The following is a 19,354-nucleotide window of genomic DNA, read 5'->3' on the forward strand; positions in this document are numbered from 1 at the left end:
TGGAAGGCGGTCCAGATCGAGGAGGATGTCGTGACCGAGGAGCCCACCCCGGAGACCCCGGCGGCCGAGGAGCCCATCAAGCAGCGGAAGAACGGTCTGTACCCAGCCGTGTCGGACGAACTCGCCGAGAACATGAAGTCGCACTGGGCCGACACCGAGCTGCGCGATCTCGCGCCGATCGCGCAGGCCCCCGACACCGCGCGCCGCCGGGCCGCGCTCTCCGCGCGCTTCCCCGGCGAACGGCTGGTGATCCCGGCCGGCAATCTGCGCACCCGCTCGAACGACACCGAGTACGCCTTCCGCGCGTCCACCGAGTACGCCTATCTCACCGGCGACCAGACGCAGGACGGCGTCCTCGTGCTGGAGCCCGCCGCGGACGGCGGCCACGACGGCACCCTCTACCTGCTGCCGCGCTCCGACCGCGGCAACGGCGAGTTCTGGCTCGACGGCCAGGGCGAGCTGTGGGTCGGCCGCCGGCACAGCCTCACCGAGGCCGAGCAGCTGCTCGGCATCCCCGCCAAGGACGTCCGCGACCTCCCGGAGCTGCTGCGCGCCGCCGCCGGCCCGGTCCGCGCCGTGCGCGGCCACGACGCCGGCGTCGAGGAGGCGCTGCGCGACAAGGTCACCGCCGAGCACGACGAGGAGCTGCGCGTCTTCGTCAGCGAGCAGCGCCTCGTCAAGGACGCCTTCGAGGTCGGCGAACTCCAGAAGGCCGTGGACTCCACCGTGCGCGGCTTCGAGGACGTCGTGAAGGTCCTCGACAAGGCCGAGGCCACCTCGGAGCGGTACATCGAGGGAACGTTCTTCCTGCGCGCCCGCGTCGAGGGCAACGACATCGGCTACGGCTCCATCTGCGCCGCCGGCCCGCACGCCACCACCCTGCACTGGGTGCGCAACGACGGCCCGGTCCGCTCCGGCGAGCTGCTGCTGCTGGACGCCGGCGTGGAGACCCACAGCCTCTACACCGCCGACGTCACCCGCACGCTGCCGATCAACGGCACGTACGACGACCTCCAGCGCACGATCTACGACGCGGTGTACGAGGCCCAGGAGGCGGGCATCGCGGCGGTCCGGCCGGGCGCGAAGTTCCGCGACTTCCACGACGCCTCGCAGCGCGTGCTCGCCGCGAAGCTCGTGGAGTGGGGCCTCGTCGAGGGCCCGGTCGAGCGCGTCCTGGAGCTCGGCCTCCAGCGCCGCTGGACCCTGCACGGCACCGGCCACATGCTCGGCCTGGACGTCCACGACTGCGCGGTCGCCCGCACCGAGGCGTACGTGGACGGCACGCTGGAGCCCGGCATGGTGCTGACCGTCGAGCCCGGCCTGTACTTCCAGGCCGACGACCTCTCGGTGCCCGAGGAGTACCGCGGCATCGGCGTCCGCATCGAGGACGACATCCTCGTTACCGAGGACGGCAACCGGAACCTGTCCGCCGCGCTGCCGCGCACCGCCTCGGACGTCGAGGCGTGGATGGCCCGCGTCAAGGGCTGACCGGCCCCGCGCCCGTACGGACCTACGGGGCGTACGGGCGCGAAGACACCGGCGGGCCGCGTTCCTCGCGAGAGAGGGGCGCGGCCCGCCGCCGTACGTGCGCTCGGCGCATGCGGTACGGGGACGGCGCTCAGGAAGCCCGCGCGAGCGCCGCTTCCAGGGTGGGCGCCGGGCGCAGCCGCTCGTCCATGCCGACGATGCGCAGCATCCGCAGGGTCAGCGGCTGGTCGCAGACCAGGTAGAGCCGGCCGCCGCGCTCGGTGATCCGGGTGTGGAGGCGGGCCAGCAGCGACAGGCCCGCGCAGTCGAAGAAGGTGGTGGCGCTCAGGTCGACCGCGAGCGTCGGGGCCGGACCTTCGGTGACGGCGTCCAGCAGCGGACGCACCTCGGCCGCCGTCGCGATGTCGATCTCGCCCAGCGGCTCCGCGACGGTGAAGCCGTACGTGGCGTGCGTGTGCAGCCTCAAATGGCTGCCGGCCCGGTACTCGAGGTCGCCGACCGGCGCCATCGCGTACCCATCGTGATATCCCCCGCCCATTGGCGGCACCCCCTGGAGCAACGCGCCCCTATCCCTCGTGTACGGGAACCGGGGCAAGCGACAGTAGCGATGCGGTGGCCACCGAGGTCTGGGATGACACCCGGTAACCGTAGCGGCGCGGTGGTCGCCCGCGAGATGCATAAACGATTCATACCCGCGGCCAGCCACTCGGTCGAGTGAATTACCTGAATTCTGCTTGAAATTGCGCCCCAAGAACCTCCCCCACACTCGTACGCACATCCCGCAGGGCCCGTGCCCCCGCGCCGCGACCCGGGCGCGCGGGGATCTCGCGGCGTTGCGGCGCGTACGACCCACTGCCTAGGCTCGCCCCATGGGCGCATCCCGCGAGGAGCGGTTGTCACAGGTATTCGTGGAGTTCGCGGACACGCTGGTCGGCGATTTCGACGTGGTCGATCTGCTGACCACGCTCACCCTGCACTGCGTGGACCTCTTCGATGTGCGCTCCAGCGGCGTCATCCTCGCCGACCCCGACGGGAAACTGCACGTCATCGGGGCTTCCAGCGAAGAGAGCCACGAACTCGACATCCGGGAGATCCAGTCCGATCAGGGCCCCTGCCTGGACTGCTACCGCACCGGCCTGCTCCAGTCCGTGCCCGATCTGCACACCGAGACGCGCTGGCCCCGGTTCGTCCCCACGGCGCGCGCCCTCGGCTACCGGTCCATCCACGCCCTGCCGCTGCGCCTGCGCGACGACGTCATCGGGGCGCTCAACCTGATGCGCACCGAACCCGGCCGGCTGCCCGAAAGCGATCTGCGGAGCGCCCAGGCCCTCGCCGACATGGCCGTCGTGGGGCTGTTCTCCCACCGCCAGGCGGCCCCCGCCGACCTCTTCGCCGACCAGGCCCTCGCCGTCGGCACGCGCCGCTCGCACGTCGAGCGGGCGGTGGGCATCGTCGCCCAGCACCGGCAGGTCGGCACCGGCGTCGCCTTCCGCGTCCTGCGCGAGCACTCGCGCCGCAACGGCGTGCGCATCAGCGACGTCGCCCACGACATCGCGCGCGGCGCCTTCGACGTCACCGCGCTCGCCGACCTCATCGACAGCCACGACGGCCACGAGGGCCGGGAAACCGGCTGACCCGGGCCCGCCGCTCACCCTGCCGCCGCGGGCCGCCCCTCAGGCGTCGGACCGCTTCGGCCGCCCGGCCGGCAGGATCGTCAGGTCTTCCGGGGCCTCGCCCTCGATGATCTGCCCGGCCAGCATGGAGATCCGCCGGCCGTGGCCGCGCGCGTAGCCGCGCATGGCGGTGAAGGCGTGATCGGGAGAGACGTCCCAGCGCTCGGCGAGGATGCCCTTCGCCTGTTCGATGACGATGCGGCTGGTCAGCGCGGCCTGCAGCTGGGTCCGCTCGGTCAGGGACCGCTCCAGCGTGCGCTGCTGGAGGATCCCGATCGTGGCGACGTCGGCCAGCGCCTGGGCCAGCGAGGCGTCCTCCTCGCCGAGCGGCGTGTGGTCGGTGCGGAAGAGGTTCATCGCGCCGACGGCCTGCTGGCGCAGCCGCAGCGGAAACGCGTGGGCGGTGGCGAACCCGGCCTCCCGCGCACGGGAGGAGAACTGCGTCCACTCCGTCGTGGCCCCGATACCGGCGAGGTCGATGTCGGTACGGGCGACCCCTCGCGCGTAGCACTCCACACAGGGGCCCTGGTCGTGCTGGAGGGAGAAGAGCTCCAGCAGCCGGGTGTTCTCGTCGGACGCGGCGACGGTCTGCAGGGTGCCGTAGGAGTCCGCGAGCATGATCCCGGCGGCGCTGACGTCCAGCAGCTCGACGCAGCGGGTGCAGAGATTCTGGAGGAAGTCGATGATGTCGAATTCGTCGACCAGGGTGTCCGCCAGCTCGACGAACACCTCGGAAATCTGTTGTTGACGGGACATACTCGTCATCCCCTGTTCCCTTCGGGCCCCTGCGGCCCGCTTGTAGGTTCGCTGAAGCGGCGCCGACGTGCCACCACGTCGCGGGACAGTTCCACGATCGGCTGGTCGAGACGGAAAGCCATGGCGCGCAGCCGGAGCAGCGCCTCCGCGAGGGACACCGACAGCTGCACACTGATCATGCCCGTCGCCTGGTGCACCACGGCCTGATGCCATTGCCCGGATGACTCGGCCGTCAGCGCCTCGGCCGACAGGGCGGGATGACTGTCGTCGAGCACGATCGCGGTGAGGGCCGCGGCAAGCGCGAAGGAATCGTCCAGCTGCTCGCCGGACAGGGGGCCGGGCCGGGTGCGCAGCAGCGTCAGCGCCCCGACCCGGATCGCCCCGACGCCCAGGGGGAAGGTGAACACGGCCGCGACCGGCAGCCCGGCCGCGGCCGGCAGCAGCACGGGCCAGCGCGCGGCGTCGACGGCTCCGAGGTCCGGCACCAGTACGGCGGTGCCGCTGCGGATGGCGTCGATTTCCGGCCCTTCGCCGAGCGTGGTCTGCAGGCCGGCGAACGCGGCTCCGAGGTCGCCGTGCGACCACAGCCGCTCGGTGTGCTCCGTGCGGCCCGTGTCCACGGTCACGGACACCGTCACGCCGTCGGCGTCCAGCGCCTCGGCGAACAGCTCCGTCGGATCGTCGCGGTCCGCCTTGCGCAACATGCTCAGTACCCGGGCCATCCGGTCGCTGGTCATGTCCGTCCTCGCCCCGCTCCGAGATCTCACAGCCTCCGAACGCGGCACCTTCACCGCGTGGACAACATTAACGGCACTCGACGACAGGCGGCATCCGCGACTCCGGCTCCCGAAACCGGACGCCCGCGCGATGCCGTAGGCGTCGTCGCTCCCCTGACCGTACGGCGGCCCGAGGACTACTGTGTGGGCAGTCGCCCAGGACCCCGGCCTCGTACGGTCGCCAGGGCCCGTCCCACGGGCCCCCGTCCGCCGGACGCCCGCGCGAGCCGCCGTTCCGCGCCCGGCACCCTACCGCTCCACACCACCCAGTACGTGGAGAACCGTCATGATCCCCTTCGTCGTCACGCTTTTCGGGGCGCTCGTCGCCCTCGGCTTCGCCTACCCCATCCTGTGGGTGGCGGCGGCCCTCCTGCTCTTCGCCTTCACCCGCTACGGCACCCTCAGCGGACTGCGCCTGCGCGATGACCCCGGCTACCGGGAGTACCGCGAACGCCGCGTCCGCCAGGACCGCTACGACCGCCGGTTCCGCCGTGAGCAGGCCCGCTGGGGCCGCCGGGCCGGCGGCCAGTCGGGCGGCCCGGCCGGGTCCGGGAACACGCGCGCCGATGCCACATCCACGGGCAAGTCCAAGAACAAGGACACGGACAAGGACCAGTCCAGGGACGGCAAGGGCGCCAAGGAGGACAGGGTGCAGCGCCGGGGCTGAGGCCGGCGGCCGCCCCCGCCCGGGGACCCGGCGCGGGGGGCGTCACCGGTCACACGGCCCGCAGCAGCGCGCCTTCCCGCCACTTGAGGATCTTGTCGAAGCTCACCACCGCGCCCGGACGACCGGCGCGGTTCCGTACCCGGACGTGGTCGGTGAGGGACTCGATGAGAAACAACCCCCGGCCGTGCTCGGCGCGGTCGGGGGACGGTTGGTGCGGTCGCGCGGGCGTGCGGCGGCCGCGGGCCCGGAGCTTGTCGGCGAAACCTGGACCGGAGTCGATGACCTCGATGCGGCATGTGTCGCCGTCGATGCGGGCGGTGACGCGGTAGTCCTCGGCGGACGCGTCACCCCCGTGCTCGACCGCGTTGGCGCACGCCTCGCTGAGGGCCACCGACAGGTCGTAGGAGATGTCCGGGTCGACCCCGGCCGTCTCCATGGTGCCGAGCAGAAGCCGCCGGGCGAGCGGAACGCTCGCAGCTTCGCGCCGCAAATGGAGTGACCACCAGATGCTCATGTTCCAGCCTCCTGGCTGCGGCTCGACATACCGATACGTATAGCCAGCCGCAAGGGTCCGTAAGCGTACGGGTGGTGTGAGACCGCTCATTCGGCGGATGCGAAAAGTTGACGCGCAGGTGTATAGCGGTCCGCCCAAGTGCGCCGGTATGCCCCGGCTCATACGCCCCCCTGCCGTAGGACGGCGGTAAGCCCGGTGGGATGATGACGCAGCCATGTCTGCCCCCGCCACCGTCCCCGTCGCGCGCGCCGGCGCCGATCTGCGGCTGCTGCGGACCGCGGTGTTCACCGCGGTCTGCGTCCTGCTGTCCGCGGGCGGGCACGCGATGGCGTCCTGCGCGAGCGTCCCGGCGTGGACCCTCGCCGCCGGGTTCGTGGTGCTCTTCGCGGCCGTCGCGCCGCTCGCCGGGCGGGAGCGCTCGCTGCCCGGCATCGCGGCCGTCCTCACCGCCGGACAGCTCGGCCTGCACGCCCTCTTCGGGCTCGGGCAGGGCGCGCTCGCCATGGCCGCGCCGACCCCGGCGTCCGACGGCTCGGAGGGCCGGCTGATCGCGTTCGCCGCGCGGCTGATCTGCAATCACCCCGGCCGGCTGACCGCCGCCGAGGCGCACCGGCTGGTGGCGGACTCCGGCATCAGCCCGTCCACCGTCCACTCCATGACCGGCGCCGCCGGCCTGCCGGCGGACGCCGCGGGGCTGTCGCATCTCGCCCTGCTCCAGAGCCTGCTGCCCACCCTGCCCATGGTCCTCGGCCATCTCCTCGCCGGGCTCGCGGCCGGCTGGCTGCTGCGCCGCGGCGAGGCCGCGCTGTGGCGGGCGGTCCGGCTCTCCGCGCAGGCCGCGCACCTGGTCGCGGACACCGCGCTCGTCCTCGCCCTGCGCGCCGCGCTGCGCCTCGTACGGGCCGCCCTGCGCGCCGGGGCCGGCGAGGAGTCGGCCGCGGCCACCGTACGCAGGCCCGCCCGCCGCCCGTACGAGAACGACGAAGCCGCCCCGCGGGAGCTCGCCCTCACCCACAGTGTGGTCCGGCGGGGGCCGCCGCACTGCGCCTTGGCGGCCTGAGACACGCGACGCATTCCCGGCGACCGGCCGGGTGGGCGCTCGCGCGGCCGCCGTACGCGCACGCACCTGCCCCCGTCGTCCCCCTGTGGAGGGTTCACCGTCATGACCGCCACGCGCACCGCGCGCAGTACCGCGCTCCGCCGTCTCCCGCTCGTCTCCGCCCTCGCCGGCGGCACCGTACTGCTCCTCGCGGGGCCCGCCTTCGCGCACGTCAGCGTGCAGCCGGGGACCGCCGAGAAGGGCGGCTACACCACCGTCGCCTTCAAGGTCCCCAACGAGAAGGACAACGCCTCGACCGTCAAGCTCGAAGTGACGCTCGACCCCAAGCACCCCCTGCCGTCGGTCTCCACGCAGCCCGTGCCCGGCTGGGACGTCAAGGTGGACAAGACCAAGCTGGACAAGCCGATCAAGACGGCCGACGGCATGGTCAACGAGGCCGTCACCAAGATCACTTGGTCCGGCGGGAAGATCGAGCCGGGCAGCTTCCAGCAGTTCCCCGTCTCGCTGGGCCCGTTGCCCAAGGACGCCGACCAGGTCGTCTTCAAGGCGCTCCAGACCTACTCCGACAACGACGTCGTGCGCTGGATCGACGCCAGCACCCCCGGCGGCGAGGAGCCCGACCACCCCGCTCCCGTCCTGAAGCTCACCGCGCCCGCCGCCGGCAAGGGCGACGGCCACGACAGCAAGGACGGCCGGTCCGACACGGCCGCGACCGCCGGCGCGAAGACCTCCGGCGACGGCGGCTCCGACACCACCGCCCGCGTGCTCGGCATCGTCGGCATCGTCGTCGGCGTGGCCGGCGTCGCCTTCGCCGTGCTCACCGGCCGCCGCCGCTCCCGCGCCTGACCGCCGGGGCCCGCCCGGACCGTACGCCGACGGCACGCGGACGCCGGCTGACCGCCCGCGCCGAGCCCCCGGCATACGGTCCGAACGGGGCGGCGGAACCGATCCCGCCGCCCCGCCACCCCATCCCGTACACCTTCACGCTTACGGAGAAGAACTCCATGCGCACCAAGATCCTGGGCGCGGCGCTCGCCGTCACCGCCGCTCTCTCCCTCGCCGCCTGCGGCTCCGACTCCGGCGACTCGAAGAGCGACAAGCCCGCGATGTCCGTCTCCGGGGCCGACAAGAGCACCGGCGCGCTCACCCTGGACACCGTCAAGGCCAAGCCCGACCTGGTCGTGACCGACACGGACGACAAGAAGTACGACCTGGTCAAGGAGACCAAGGGCCGCCCCGTCCTGCTCTACTTCGGCTACACCTACTGCCCCGACGTCTGCTCCACGATCGTCGCCGACATGGCCGCCGCCGCGAAGAAGCTCCCCAAGGCCGAGCAGGACAAGCTCCAGATGGTCTTCGTGACCACCGACCCCGCCCGCGACACCCCCAAGCGGATGCGCGCATGGCTCGACGCCCAGGGCGGCCAGAAGGTCATCGGCCTCACCAGCGACTTCGCCACCATCCAGGCCGCCGCCAAACCGCTGGGCATCTTCGTCGACAAGCCGAAGAAGCAGAAGGACGGCTCCATCACCGTCAGCCACGGCGCCGAGGTCGTCGCCTACTCCCCCAAGGACGACAAGGCGCACTGGATCTACACCGCCAAGAGCACCGCCGCGGACTACACCCGCGAGCTCCCGAAGATCGTCAAGGGGGAGAACCCCTGATGCGCAAGGCCACCGTCGCCACCGCCGCCGGCCTTCCGCTGGTCGTGGCAGCCGGCCTCGTCGCCGTCGCCGGGTGCGACTCGGGCTCGGGCGGCTCCAAGCCGGACCGCGCCGAACTGTCCGTCAGCGGCGGCTACGTGCCCAAGCCCGCGATGGCCGACATGGCCGCCGCGTACTTCACCGTCAAGAACGACGGCGGCAAGGCCGACCGGCTCACCTCCGTCAGCAGCCCGCTCTCCCCCGACGTCACCATGCACGTCACCGAGGGCTCGCAGATGAAGGAGGCAAAGTCGCTCGACGTCCCCGCGGGCGGCAAGCTCACCCTGTCCCGCGGCGGGAACCACCTGATGCTCGGCAAGCTCGGCCACCTCCCCAAGGTCGGCGAGAAGGTCGAGTTCACGCTGCACTTCGCCGACTCGAAGTCCATCAAGGTCAAGGTCCCGGTCGAACCCCCGACGTACCGCCCCGAGGACTGACGCGCGATGACCCCACCCACCGCCCGACGGCCGCTGCCGATACTCGGGGCCCTCCTCGCCGCGCTGCTGTGCGCGCTGCTGGGCACGGTGTCCTTCGGGGCGGCGCCCGCCGCCGCGCACGCCGCGCTCACGGCCACCGACCCCGCCGACGGCTCGGTCGTCAAGACCGCGCCCCAGCGGGTCAAGCTCACCTTCTCCGAAGGGGTGCTGCTCAGCGCCGACTCCCTTCGGGTCCTCGACCCGCAGGGCAAGCGCGTCGAGGAGGGCAGGGCCGCCCACGCGGACGGCGCGTCCGACACCGCGGCCGTCGCCCTGCGCGGCGGGCTCGCCGACGGCACGTACACCGTCGCCTGGCAGGCGGTCTCCGCGGACAGCCACCCGGTGGGCGGGGCCTTCACCTTCTCCGTCGGCGCCCCGTCCAAGACCACCGTCAAGGCGCCGACCGCCGACGTCGACCCGACCGTCGGCGCCCTCTACGGCATCGGCCGCTACGCCGCGTACGCCGGATTCGTCCTCCTCGTCGGCGGCTGCGTCTTCGCGGGCGTCAGCCGCTCCTCGCGGCCCGTCCAGAAGATCGCCGTCGGCGGCTGGGTCACCCTGTTCGCCTCGACCACCGCGCTGCTGCTGCTCCGCGGCGCCTATACGAACACCAAGGGGCTCGGCTCCGTCCTGGACTTCTCGCTGCTCGGCGGGGTGCTCTCCACCAAGCCCGGCGCGGCGCTGCTGTCCAGACTGCTGCTGCTCAGCGCCGCCGCCGTCTTCCTCGCCGTGCTCTTCGGCTCGTACGCGCCGGGGGACGGGAGCGACCGGCGGGAGCGCAAGGGGGACGCGGGGGGCCCGGAAGGCGACCGGCGCGGTCTCGCGTACGGGCTCGCCATCGGCGGGGCCGTCGTCGCCACCGGGCTCGCCGCCACCTGGTCGCTCGCCGAGCACGCGTCCGTCGGCATCCAGCCGTACGTCGCGATGCCCGTCGACATCCTCCATCTGCTCGCCGTCGGCGTCTGGCTCGGCGGGCTCGCCGCCCTCCTGGTCACCCTCCGCTCCGCCACGCCCATCCGGCGCGCGGCCGTCCAGCGCTTCTCCCGACTCGCCTTCGCCTCCGTCTGCGTCCTGGTCGCCACCGGTACGTACCAGGCGTGGCGACAGGTCGGCACGTGGGGCGCGCTCACCGGCACCGCGTACGGCCGGTGGCTGCTCATCAAGATCGGCCTGGTCGCCGTCGTGGTGGGCCTGGCCTACTTCTCCCGGCGCTGGACCAACCGGTTGGCGGACCGTACGGACGCCGGCGGCAAGAAGGGGAAGACGTCTTCCAAGTCCGCCAAGTCCGCCAAGGTCGTCAAGTCCGCCAAGGTCGCCGAGGCGGCTGAGAAAGCGAAGGCCGCGGAGAAGGCGAAGGACGCGGAGAAGGCGAAGGTGGGCGTCGGCGGCGGGGGCTCCGCCGAGCGCACCGCCCAACTCGCCCGGCAGCGCGCCGCGATGGACCGGGCCGCCGGGCAGCGCCGCCGCGACGCCGACGAGAACCGCACCGGACTGCGCCGTTCCGTACTCGCCGAGACCGCCGTCGCCGTCGTCCTGCTCGCCGTCACCACCGTGCTCTCCGGCACCCAGCCCGGCCGCGCCGAGACCGAGCAGAAGCAGGCCGCCGCCGGGGGCGCCTCGTCCGGGACCGCCTCCGCCGGGCCCGTGGACATCACGATCCCCTACGACACCGGCGGCGCCGACGGCAGCGGCACCGCCCGTATCACCATCGACCCCGCCCGCTCCGGCGACAACACCGTCGAGGCCCACACCACGGGCCCCTCCGGACGCCCCGTGGACATACCGGAGCTGGACATCTCCCTCACCGAGAAGGAGAAGAAGATCGGCCCGCTGCACACCGCGCTCAAACGCCAGTCCGCCGGGCACTGGAAGGCCACCGGCTTCCAACTGCCGATGGCCGGCTCCTGGCAACTCACCCTGACCGTACGGACCTCCGACATCGACCAGGTCACGGAGATCAAGAACGTGAAGATCAACTGATGACGACCGAACACCCCATCACCAGGCGGCGGCTGCTCGGCACCGCCGGCGCGGCCGGAGCGGCGGGCCTCGTCGCGGGCGGCGCGAGCGGCGCGTTCACCGCACAGGCCGTACGGTCCGCACCGCCCACAGCCCTCACCACCGTCGGCTCCACCGCCCTGGCCTTCCACGCCGACGGCCGCGCCGCGCACCAGGCCGGCATCACCACCCCGCTCCAGGCCACCGCCCACCTCGCCGCCTTCGACCTCGCGCCCGGCGGCGACCGCAAGAGCGCCGCCGCCCTGCTGCGCCGCTGGTCGAAAACCGCCGAGGAACTCATGGCGGGCAAGGCCCCCAAGGACGACAGCGGCGTCGCGTACGACGCCGGGCCCTCCTCCCTCACCGTCACCTTCGGCTTCGGCCGCACCTTCTTCGACCGCACCGGGCTCACCGCGAACCGCCCGGCCGCCCTGGAACCGCTGCCGCACTTCACCGCCGACGCACTCGACGCGAAGCGCGGCGAGGGCGACCTGTGGATCCAGATCGGCGCCGACGACTCCTTCGTCGCCTTCCACGCCCTGCGCACCCTCCAGAAGGAAGCGGGCGACGCGGCGCGGCTGCGCTGGCAGATGAACGGCTTCACCCGCACGCCGGGCGCGACCGCGAAGCCGATGACCGTACGCAACCTCATGGGCCAGGTCGACGGCACCAACAACCCGCACCCCTCCGACAAGGACTTCGACGCCCGCGTCTTCGTCCCGTCCTCGGGCGGCCCCGCCGCGGAGAAGTGGATGGCAGGCGGCTCGTACGCGGTCTTCCGGCGCATCCGGATGCTGCTCGACGACTGGGACCACCTCTCGCGGGAACGCCAGGAACGGGTCATAGGGCGGCGCAAGTCGGACGGCGCGCCTCTGTCGGGCGGCACGGAGACGACGCCGGTCGACCTCGACAAGTTCAACAAGGACGGGTCCATCGCCATCGCGGGCGACGCCCATATCCGGGTCGCGGCGCCGGAGTCCAACCGCGGCGCGGCGATGCTGCGGCGGCCCTTCTCGTACCACGACGGGTTCCGCGACGACGGGGCGCCGGACGCGGGGCTGCTCTTCGTCTGCTGGCAGGGCGACCCGATGAAGGGGTTCGTGCCGGTACAGCGGAAGCTGGACCGGGGGGACGGGCTGTCGCGCTTCCTGCGGCACGAGGCCAGCGGGCTGTACGCGGTGCCGCCGGCGCCGGAGCCGGGGTCGTATGTGGGGCAGGCGTTGCTGGAGGGGTGATCGTCTCGCCGTTCGTCCGCGCGGTCGTCCGGCGCGGTCGTCCGGCGCGGTCGTCCGGCGCGGACGTCCGGCCCCCGGTCGTCCGGTCGTCCGGCGCGGTCTTCTGCTACGGCCCTCCGCCACGGTCTTTCGCTACGGCCTTCCTTCCGCCGCGGCCTTCCGTCCGGCGGTCGGACGGCGGGGCGGGCGGCACGGGGGCTGAGTATCGTGGCGGGTTCCCCAGCCCGCCCGAGCCCCCTTACTTCCTCTCCCCTTCCTCTCTCCCCTCTCCCCCTCCCTTCCCTGTGATCCACGAGGAGCCTGCGTGATGTCGGCCAGCCGTTACACCTATCTGGGCCCCGAGGGCACGTTCACCGAAGCCGCCCTGCGGACCCTGCCGGAGTCGGCGACGCGCGAGCTCGTGCCGATGGTGTCGGTGCCGACGGCGCTGGACGCCGTACGGGGCGGCGAGGCGGCGGCGGCGCTCGTGCCGATCGAGAACTCGGTCGAGGGCGGCGTCACCGCCACCCTCGACGAACTCGCCACCGGCGAACCGCTGATGATCTACCGCGAGGTGCTGCTGGAGATCGCCTTCGCGCTGCTCGTACGGCCCGGCACCGCGCTCGGCGACATCAAGACCGTCACCGGGCACCCCGTCGCCCAGCCCCAGGTGCGCAACTGGCTCGCGGCCAACCTGCCCGACGCCCTGTGGGAGTCGGCCGCCTCGAACGCGGACGGCGCCCGGCTCGTACAGGAGGGGCGCTACGACGCGGCGTTCGCGGGGGAGTTCGCCGCGCCGACGTACGGGCTGCAGCCGCTGGTCACCGACATCCACGACGCGCGGAACGCGCAGACCCGCTTCGTGCTGGTCGGCCGCCCGGCCCGGCCCGCCGCGCGGACGGGCGCGGACCGCACCTCGCTGGTGATCTGGCTCGGCGACGACCATCCGGGCGCGCTCCTGGAGCTGTTGCAGGAGTTCGCGGCGCGCGGGGTGAACATGATGCGCATCGAGTCGCGGCCGACGGGCGAGGGGATCGGGCGCTACTGCTTCTCCGTGGACTGCGAGGGGCACATCACCGACCGGCGGGTGGGCGAGGCGCTGATGGGGCTCAAGCGGATCTGCCCGAAGGTGCGGTTCCTCGGGTCGTATCCACGGGCGGGGGCGGACGCGTCGGATCCGGCGCTGCTGGGGGAGGTGCGGCCGGGGACGTCGGACAGCGAGTTCGAGGCGGCGGCGGACTGGCTGGCGCGCTGCCAGGACGGGCGGGGCTGAGCGGCGCCGGCGTGCGGTGGGCGCCTGCCTGTCGACGGGGTTCCCGCTTCGGAGGGCCGTCGAGGGCTGTTGAGGGTGGTCGAGAGCTGTTGATGGCTGTTGATGGCTCTCCGTGCACCTGTGCACAACCCTCTGAGTTATCCACAGGGGCTTCGTCGCCCTGGGGACAAGTCGACACTGCGGCCCGGAATCGTCGACAAATCTCTCTAGCCACCGCTCCGCCATCCACAGCCCGGTCCCCCGTGACCGTCACCTCAATTCTCTCGTTCAACCCTTTTGAGCGATCCATTCCCACCCGAATGAGCGCGTGAGACCGGTTTGAACCGTAAATTCCTCGCCTCCCGCAGAACGGACAGAACGATCACCGTCAACATCCACAGAACTTGCTCACACCCTGTGGATAAAAGAAAAGCAATCCCCATGGCCTGTGGACAACCGCGGCCAACTGCCGCCGCACGCAAGGCGGGTCGGCGTCCAGCCGCCGACCCATTCGCCCCTTTTCGGCCATCGCCAGGAAATTCCCCGGCCACGGTCCGCACTCCGCATTCGCCTCCCATTCACGCCTTTCCGACTTCCGGCAAAACGGTCATAACGACACGCAAAGGAATATCGCGTCGCCCGCCCGGAGCGCGCGAAGGTAACCTGAGGGGGTGATTGACCTTCGCCTGCTCCGTGAGGACCCCGACCGTGTTCGCGCCTCCCAGCGCGCCCGTGGAGAGGACGTCGCGCTCGTCGACTCACTCCTCTCCGCCGACGAGCGGCGCAGGTCGTCCAGCGTGCGCTTCGACGAGCTGCGCTCCGAGCAGAAGTCGCTCGGCAAGCTCATCCCCAAGGCCGCCGGGGACGAGAAGGCCGAACTGCTGAAGAAGGCCGGCGAGCTGTCCGCCGCCGTCAAGGCCGCCGACGCCGAGCAGGGCGAGGCCGCCGAGGAGGCCCAGCGCCTGCTGCGGCAGCTCGGCAACCTCGTCCACCCGGACGTGCCGGTGGGCGGCGAGGAGGACTTCACCGTCCTGGAGACCGTCGGCACGCCGCGCGACTTCGAGGGCGAGGGGTTCGAGCCCAAGGACCACCTGGAGCTCGGCCAGGCGCTCGGCGCCATCGACGTGGAGCGGGCGGCCAAGGTCTCCGGCTCGCGCTTCTACTACCTCACCGGGGTCGGCGCGCTGCTGGAGCTCGCGCTGGTCAACGCCGCCATCGCGCAGGCCACCGAGGCCGGGTTCGTACCGATGCTCACCCCCGCGCTGGTCCGCCCGCACGCCATGGAGGGCACCGGTTTCCTCGGCCAGGCCGCGGAGAACGTGTACCACCTGGAGAAGGACGACTACTACCTGGTCGGCACCTCCGAGGTGCCGCTCGCCGCGTACCACATGGACGAGATCATCGACGCGTCGCAGCTGCCGCTGCGCTACGCGGGGTTCTCGCCGTGCTTCCGCCGCGAGGCCGGTACGTACGGCAAGGACACCCGCGGCATCTTCCGGGTGCACCAGTTCGACAAGGTCGAGATGTTCTCGTACGTCGACCCGGACGACTCCGAGGCCGAGCACCAGCGGCTGCTGGACTGGGAGAAGCAGTGGCTGACCGGCCTGGAGCTGCCGTTCCAGGTCATCGACGTGGCCACCGGCGACCTCGGCTCCTCCGCCTCCCGCAAGTTCGACTGCGAGGCGTGGATCCCGACCCAGGGCAAGTACCGCGAGCTGACCTCCGCCTCGAACTGCAATGAGTTCCAGGCCCGCCGGCTCTCCGTGCGGATGCGCGACGGCAAGCACGTCAAGCCGCTGGCCACGCTCAACGGCACGCTGTGCGCCGTGCCGCGCACGATCGTCGCGCTCCTGGAGAACCACCAGCAGGCCGACGGCACGGTGCGCGTGCCCGAGGTCCTGCGGCCCTACCTCGGCGGGCGGGAGTTCCTGGAGCCGGTCGCCAAGTGACCGCCGCCGCCCCGACGCCGCTGCCGTACCGGCTCGTCGCGACCGACCTCGACGGCACGCTGCTCCGCGCCGACCACAGCGTCTCGGAGCGCACCCGCGAGGCCCTCGACCTGGCCACGGGCGCCGGGGCGGCGCACATCGTCGTCACGGGCCGCGCCGTCCCGTGGACCAAGCACATCCTGGACGCGCTCGGCTACCGGGGGCTCGCGGTGTGCGGGCAGGGCGCGCAGCTCTACCACGCGGGCGAGCAGCGGCTGCTGACCTCGGTCACCCTCGACCGGCAGCTCGCCGGGCTGGCCCTCGCCAAGATCGAGGCGGAGGTCGGCCCGCTCTACCTGGCCGCCAGCCGCGACGGCCTCGACGGCGAGGTCGTCGTCGGCCCCGGCTACCGCAGCCAGGAGGGCCCGCTGCCGGTCACCCCCCTCAGGGAACCGGCCGACCTGTGGTCCGCGCCCCTGAACAAGATCTACCTCCAGCACCCCGAGCTGTCCGACGACGCCCTCGCCGAGATCGCGCACGCCGTCGCCGGCGGCCTGGTCGGGGTCACGATGGCCGGCGCGGGCATCGTCGAACTCCTCCCCCTCGGCCTGACCAAGGCCACCGGCCTCTCCCTCGCCGCCCGCCGCCTCGGCATGAAGGCCGCCGACACGGTCGCCTTCGGCGACATGCCCAACGACATCCCCATGTTCGGCTGGGCCGCCCACGGCATCGCCATGGCCAACGCCCATGACGACCTCAAGGCCGTCGCGGACGAGATCACCGCCTCCAATGAGGAGGACGGGATCGCGGTGGTACTGGAACGTCTCTTCGGCTGAGAGCGACTCGGGGCTGGGTGACTGCTCGAAATGGCTTTCGAAGGGGACAGCTTGTCCCTTTCAAAAGGGAGTTCGAACGGACTTATCCACAGGCTGCCGCCCAGCTCAGACCGGGGGTCCGGAGCGAGCGCCTCCGGATGGGATCACCTGTCCGCAGTAACCGTACGTTTGTCGGCTCGTTGTGCCTGGTGCGCGGAGGCAACTGGAGTTCGAGGCGTCGAGGGTTCGTGAAGTAGAGGAAGGCCGGTCGACAGAGCCGGTCATAGGGTTTGTGGCCACGTGAGCAGCTTCCGCTCCTGCGCCCTGGATACGGGCTTCCACCGAACCGTTCCGGACCAAGGAAGGCATCCTCATGCCACCGGAAGCTGCACTGCTGGAGTCGCGCGCGATGCGCGACAGCGTCATGGGGCACGTAGAAGTGCTCGACAAGGTGGGAGCGCTGCGGCTGCTCCCCGACGGTATCCACATCACGACGGAGGACGTGGCCGCGTTCTTCGAAATCCACAAGGAGGCTGTGCACAAGGTCGTTCAGCGCCACCGCGACGAACTGGAAACCAACGGGCTTCGCGTCGTCCGAGGCGCTGACCTGCGGTTGTTTAAGATGGACAACTTGTCCATCTTTAATGGGGACCCGAGCGCGAGTTATCCACAGCCTCGCTCGAACCTGACCCTCTTCACCCGCAGGGTCGTCCTCAACATCGCCATGCTGCTGCGCGACAGCGCCGTCGCCCAGCGCGTGCGTACGTACCTCCTCGACGTCGAGGAGCCGTACCGCACGGGCGGGCAGCAGGTGCCGCCGCCCGGCTACGCCTCGCTCGACCGGCGGGTGACCGCCCTTGAGACGTGCATGGCCGGGGTCGGCACGGCGTTGCAGGAGCTGGGGCCCGTCATCGGGCGGATCTCGGCGCGGCTGGACCGCATCGATCAGCGGCTCGACGGGATCGACAACCGGTTGGACGGCATCGACAACCGGCTCGACGATTTCGACCGGCGGCTGCACGCCACGAATCGCGTCGTCTGCGCGATGAGTGAGCGCTTGGCCGCGCTCACTCCGCCGCACCGGCGTCGGCGTCACCGCTGACAGCGGCGCTGCTGACGGCATGAAACCGCGGCGGCTCGGACCCGGCCTAACGGTCGGGGCCGGGCCGCCGTGCCATGGAACGGTGGAGGCGGCGAAGTGCCGAGGACAGCGGCAGGAAGCGCCAAGGCCGACGGCCCCGGGTCAGCGGCCAGGCAGCGAGGCCCAGCGCCAGCGAGATGGCGTGGCCGATGTCGGTGTAGCTGGCGTCCGCGAGGAGGGGGAGGGCGAAGAAGAGGACCGTGCCGGTGGCGTAGAGCCAGCGCCAGGGGTGGGGGAAGCGGTAGGTGAGGAGGCCCGCGGCGGCGGCGAGGCCGTAGGAGACGCCGATGTCGACGACGTGCTTCATCGAGTGCGGCAGGGAGTGGTCGCGGATGGCCAGGAGCAGGACCTCCTGGCTGATCAGGGTGGCCGCGATGTGGGCGGTGGCGACCGTGAGGAGCCAGCGCAGGGTGCCGACCCAGCGCTCGACGTTGGCGTGGACGAGTTCGAAGAGGCCCGCGTAGAGGAGGAACGAGGACGGGCTCTCGATCCAGAATCCGCTGATGAGCAGGGCCTGCGTGGGGTGCTTGTTGAGTTCGTGGATGTTGCTGCTGGTGCGGTGGAGGAGGAAGGTCTCCAGGCCCTGGCTCGCGGCGGCGATCACGAGGCTGGTGATGCCGATGATGAGCAGCCAGATGTGGGTGCCGGGGGCGGACCGTACCCATGCCCGTACCGCTCGTACCGCCCGGGCGCCCAGCGGGAAGTCCGCGGAGACGGCCCGTGCGCCGCGGGCGAGCGGGTCGAGTTCCTTCCGCTCCGGGGCGAGCCCTTCGCGGTCGTCGCCGTTCATGGGCGACCGCGCCGCCGTGGTGCGGCGAAGTACGGGCCCGCGGACTTGACCTGCCGGATGACCGGGGACGTCTCCATCCGCTGTACGGCGGACAGCGAGGCGACGCTCGACGTCAGATAGGCGTACAGGGCCCGTACGTCGGCGCAGATGGCGACGGCCATCAGGTTGTACGGGCCGGTGATGGCGCAGGCGAAGGCGATCTCGGGGTGGCGGGCCAGCGCCTCGCCGGTCTCGTGCACGGCGGCCGGCGGCACGGCGAGCATCAGGACGACGTGCGTGCCGTGGCCGAAGGCGCGGGGGTCGTAGTCGATGTCGAAGAACAGGGCGCCCTGGGAGCGGAGTTCGGCGAGGCGGCGGCGTACGGTCGACTGGGACCAGCCGGTGACGGCGCTCAGTTCGGCGAGCGGGGCGCGCCCGTCGTGGGCGAGCGCCGCGCACATCCGCTCGTCGGCGGCGCTCAGCACGGGGGGCGGGCCCGCGGCGGGTCCCGGCTCCGGTTCGTAGGCGGTCAGCCGCTCGATCTGGTCCGGGGTCAGCGAATCGGACTTGTTGACGAGCCCCTGCGGGCCGCCGAAGAACTCGTGGATGAGGCAGTGCGCGGTGACGCCGGTCACCTGGGGGGTGCGCGGCAGCTTCTCCAGCAGCAGCGCCTCGCTCTCGCGGTCGCTGGCGACGCGCGTGACGGCGGCGATCTCGGTGCCGCCGGACAGCAGGCTCACCCAGGAGGTGTCGGGGCGGCGGGCGAGCGCCTCGGCGACGGCGGCAGCCGCGTCGGGCGTGCAATGGACGCGTACGAGCCAGACCGTCTCGCCGAGTACGCCGGGGGCGGTGAGGCCGAGGACCTTGATCGCGCCGCTGGTGCGCAGCCGTGTGTAGCGGCGCGCGACGGTCTGGTCGGAGACGCCGAGCACCTCGGCTATCCGGCTGAAGGGGGCCCGCCCGTCGAGCTGGAGCGCGTGGACGAGCCGCAGGTCGAACTCGTCGCGGCTGTCGGTTTTCACCACATGAGGCTAACCGGTGTCGGAAAACGCCGCCCCGCGGGCCGTGGCTGTGAGCGATAAGGGGGTGCGGCGGACGGTGGTGGTCACGGGGCCCGTGGTAGA

At 71.9% G+C, this 19,354-nt stretch carries 19 protein-coding genes; 13 read left to right on the top strand and 6 right to left on the bottom strand.

Features of this window, described 5'->3' with window-relative positions:
• The first annotated feature begins 30 nt into the window (after positions 1 to 30).
• Positions 31 to 1,488, top strand: coding sequence for an aminopeptidase P family protein (locus tag AB0I49_RS03665; protein ID WP_363225168.1), 1,458 nt, complete (start codon positions 31 to 33; stop codon positions 1,486 to 1,488).
• 130 nt (positions 1,489 to 1,618) lie between these two features.
• Here the strand turns inward: AB0I49_RS03665 and AB0I49_RS03670 are convergent, their stop codons facing one another.
• Positions 1,619 to 2,026 carry an STAS domain-containing protein gene (locus AB0I49_RS03670; RefSeq protein ID WP_363225169.1) on the bottom strand — a complete coding sequence of 136 codons (408 nt, stop codon included), beginning with the start codon at positions 2,024 to 2,026 and terminating at the stop codon, positions 1,619 to 1,621.
• Positions 2,027 to 2,357: 331 nt separating this feature from the next.
• Between AB0I49_RS03670 and AB0I49_RS03675 the strand changes: the two genes are divergently transcribed.
• Positions 2,358 to 3,122, top strand: a complete 765-nt coding sequence (locus tag AB0I49_RS03675; protein WP_363225171.1) for a GAF and ANTAR domain-containing protein — start codon at positions 2,358 to 2,360, stop codon at positions 3,120 to 3,122.
• Positions 3,123 to 3,161: 39 nt separating this feature from the next.
• On the opposite strand, the gene AB0I49_RS03680 is transcribed toward AB0I49_RS03675, so the two are convergent.
• The gene (locus AB0I49_RS03680) at positions 3,162 to 3,926 is read right to left on the bottom strand and encodes a GAF and ANTAR domain-containing protein (protein ID WP_363225172.1); all 765 of its coding nucleotides are present in this window, start codon (positions 3,924 to 3,926) and stop codon (positions 3,162 to 3,164) included.
• Positions 3,923 to 4,654 carry an ANTAR domain-containing protein gene (locus tag AB0I49_RS03685; RefSeq protein ID WP_363225173.1) on the bottom strand — a complete coding sequence of 244 codons (732 nt, stop codon included), beginning with the start codon at positions 4,652 to 4,654 and terminating at the stop codon, positions 3,923 to 3,925. The genes AB0I49_RS03680 and AB0I49_RS03685 overlap by 4 nt, the downstream gene beginning before the upstream one ends.
• A 325-nt stretch (positions 4,655 to 4,979) precedes the next feature.
• Here AB0I49_RS03685 and AB0I49_RS03690 point away from each other — a divergent pair, with 325 nt between their 5' ends.
• Positions 4,980 to 5,360: a hypothetical protein gene (locus AB0I49_RS03690; RefSeq protein ID WP_363225174.1), complete on the top strand. Its 381-nt coding sequence runs from the start codon at positions 4,980 to 4,982 to the stop codon at positions 5,358 to 5,360.
• Positions 5,361 to 5,409: 49 nt separating this feature from the next.
• Here AB0I49_RS03690 and AB0I49_RS03695 read toward each other — a convergent pair whose 3' ends face one another.
• A complete protein-coding gene (locus AB0I49_RS03695; RefSeq protein ID WP_363225175.1) occupies positions 5,410 to 5,874 on the bottom strand; it encodes an ATP-binding protein in 465 nt (154 codons plus the stop codon).
• Positions 5,875 to 6,088: 214 nt separating this feature from the next.
• Here AB0I49_RS03695 and AB0I49_RS03700 point away from each other — a divergent pair, with 214 nt between their 5' ends.
• From AB0I49_RS03700 to AB0I49_RS03745, 10 genes are all read left to right on the top strand, one after another.
• Positions 6,089 to 6,934, top strand: a complete 846-nt coding sequence (locus tag AB0I49_RS03700; protein WP_363225176.1) for a hypothetical protein — start codon at positions 6,089 to 6,091, stop codon at positions 6,932 to 6,934.
• Between the two features lie 102 nt (positions 6,935 to 7,036).
• Positions 7,037 to 7,780, top strand: coding sequence for a YcnI family protein (locus AB0I49_RS03705; protein WP_363225177.1), 744 nt, complete (start codon positions 7,037 to 7,039; stop codon positions 7,778 to 7,780).
• Between the two features lie 158 nt (positions 7,781 to 7,938).
• Positions 7,939 to 8,598 carry an SCO family protein gene (locus AB0I49_RS03710; RefSeq protein WP_363225178.1) on the top strand — a complete coding sequence of 220 codons (660 nt, stop codon included), beginning with the start codon at positions 7,939 to 7,941 and terminating at the stop codon, positions 8,596 to 8,598.
• Positions 8,598 to 9,074, top strand: a complete 477-nt coding sequence (locus AB0I49_RS03715) for a copper chaperone PCu(A)C (RefSeq protein WP_363225179.1) — start codon at positions 8,598 to 8,600, stop codon at positions 9,072 to 9,074. The genes AB0I49_RS03710 and AB0I49_RS03715 overlap by 1 nt, the downstream gene beginning before the upstream one ends.
• Before the next feature lie 6 nt (positions 9,075 to 9,080).
• Positions 9,081 to 11,093, top strand: a complete 2,013-nt coding sequence (locus tag AB0I49_RS03720) for a copper resistance protein CopC (RefSeq protein WP_363225180.1) — start codon at positions 9,081 to 9,083, stop codon at positions 11,091 to 11,093.
• Positions 11,093 to 12,346, top strand: coding sequence for an iron uptake transporter deferrochelatase/peroxidase subunit (efeB, locus tag AB0I49_RS03725; protein ID WP_363225181.1), 1,254 nt, complete (start codon positions 11,093 to 11,095; stop codon positions 12,344 to 12,346). Before AB0I49_RS03720 ends, efeB begins: the two co-directional genes overlap by 1 nt.
• Before the next feature lie 307 nt (positions 12,347 to 12,653).
• Entirely contained in the window at positions 12,654 to 13,598 is a 945-nt protein-coding gene (pheA, locus tag AB0I49_RS03730; protein ID WP_363225183.1) for a prephenate dehydratase, read from the top strand.
• A gap of 650 nt (positions 13,599 to 14,248) precedes the next feature.
• On the top strand, positions 14,249 to 15,526 hold the full coding sequence (gene serS, locus AB0I49_RS03735) for a serine--tRNA ligase (RefSeq protein ID WP_363225184.1): 1,278 nt from the start codon (positions 14,249 to 14,251) through the stop codon (positions 15,524 to 15,526).
• Positions 15,523 to 16,341, top strand: coding sequence for an HAD family hydrolase (locus AB0I49_RS03740; RefSeq protein ID WP_363225185.1), 819 nt, complete (start codon positions 15,523 to 15,525; stop codon positions 16,339 to 16,341). The genes serS and AB0I49_RS03740 overlap by 4 nt, the downstream gene beginning before the upstream one ends.
• 352 nt (positions 16,342 to 16,693) lie before the next feature.
• A complete protein-coding gene (locus AB0I49_RS03745; protein WP_363225186.1) occupies positions 16,694 to 17,422 on the top strand; it encodes a hypothetical protein in 729 nt (242 codons plus the stop codon).
• Between the two features lie 46 nt (positions 17,423 to 17,468).
• Here AB0I49_RS03745 and AB0I49_RS03750 read toward each other — a convergent pair whose 3' ends face one another.
• Both AB0I49_RS03750 and AB0I49_RS03755 read right to left on the bottom strand, forming a co-directional pair.
• Positions 17,469 to 18,251, bottom strand: a complete 783-nt coding sequence (locus tag AB0I49_RS03750; RefSeq protein WP_363225187.1) for a rhomboid-like protein — start codon at positions 18,249 to 18,251, stop codon at positions 17,469 to 17,471.
• Positions 18,248 to 19,252 carry an Lrp/AsnC family transcriptional regulator gene (locus AB0I49_RS03755; RefSeq protein ID WP_363225188.1) on the bottom strand — a complete coding sequence of 335 codons (1,005 nt, stop codon included), beginning with the start codon at positions 19,250 to 19,252 and terminating at the stop codon, positions 18,248 to 18,250. The genes AB0I49_RS03750 and AB0I49_RS03755 overlap by 4 nt, the downstream gene beginning before the upstream one ends.
• Positions 19,253 to 19,354: the final 102 nt, after the last annotated feature.

This window comes from Streptomyces sp. NPDC050617 (genome assembly GCF_040654795.1).
Classification (GTDB): Bacteria; Actinomycetota; Actinomycetes; order Streptomycetales; family Streptomycetaceae; genus Streptomyces.

Coding starts and splice junctions, on each gene's coding strand:
- AB0I49_RS03715 (WP_363225179.1), top strand. CDS start 8,598: ATGCGCAAGGCCACCGTCGCCACCGCCGCCGGCCTTCCGCTGGTCGTG.
- AB0I49_RS03750 (WP_363225187.1), bottom strand. CDS start 18,251: ATGAACGGCGACGACCGCGAAGGGCTCGCCCCGGAGCGGAAGGAACTC.
- AB0I49_RS03690 (WP_363225174.1), top strand. CDS start 4,980: ATGATCCCCTTCGTCGTCACGCTTTTCGGGGCGCTCGTCGCCCTCGGC.
- AB0I49_RS03705 (WP_363225177.1), top strand. CDS start 7,037: ATGACCGCCACGCGCACCGCGCGCAGTACCGCGCTCCGCCGTCTCCCG.
- AB0I49_RS03675 (WP_363225171.1), top strand. CDS start 2,358: ATGGGCGCATCCCGCGAGGAGCGGTTGTCACAGGTATTCGTGGAGTTC.
- pheA (WP_363225183.1), top strand. CDS start 12,654: ATGTCGGCCAGCCGTTACACCTATCTGGGCCCCGAGGGCACGTTCACC.
- AB0I49_RS03700 (WP_363225176.1), top strand. CDS start 6,089: ATGTCTGCCCCCGCCACCGTCCCCGTCGCGCGCGCCGGCGCCGATCTG.
- AB0I49_RS03720 (WP_363225180.1), top strand. CDS start 9,081: ATGACCCCACCCACCGCCCGACGGCCGCTGCCGATACTCGGGGCCCTC.
- AB0I49_RS03685 (WP_363225173.1), bottom strand. CDS start 4,654: ATGACCAGCGACCGGATGGCCCGGGTACTGAGCATGTTGCGCAAGGCG.
- AB0I49_RS03670 (WP_363225169.1), bottom strand. CDS start 2,026: ATGGGCGGGGGATATCACGATGGGTACGCGATGGCGCCGGTCGGCGAC.
- AB0I49_RS03710 (WP_363225178.1), top strand. CDS start 7,939: ATGCGCACCAAGATCCTGGGCGCGGCGCTCGCCGTCACCGCCGCTCTC.
- AB0I49_RS03680 (WP_363225172.1), bottom strand. CDS start 3,926: ATGACGAGTATGTCCCGTCAACAACAGATTTCCGAGGTGTTCGTCGAG.
- efeB (WP_363225181.1), top strand. CDS start 11,093: ATGACGACCGAACACCCCATCACCAGGCGGCGGCTGCTCGGCACCGCC.
- AB0I49_RS03695 (WP_363225175.1), bottom strand. CDS start 5,874: ATGAGCATCTGGTGGTCACTCCATTTGCGGCGCGAAGCTGCGAGCGTT.
- AB0I49_RS03745 (WP_363225186.1), top strand. CDS start 16,694: ATGCCACCGGAAGCTGCACTGCTGGAGTCGCGCGCGATGCGCGACAGC.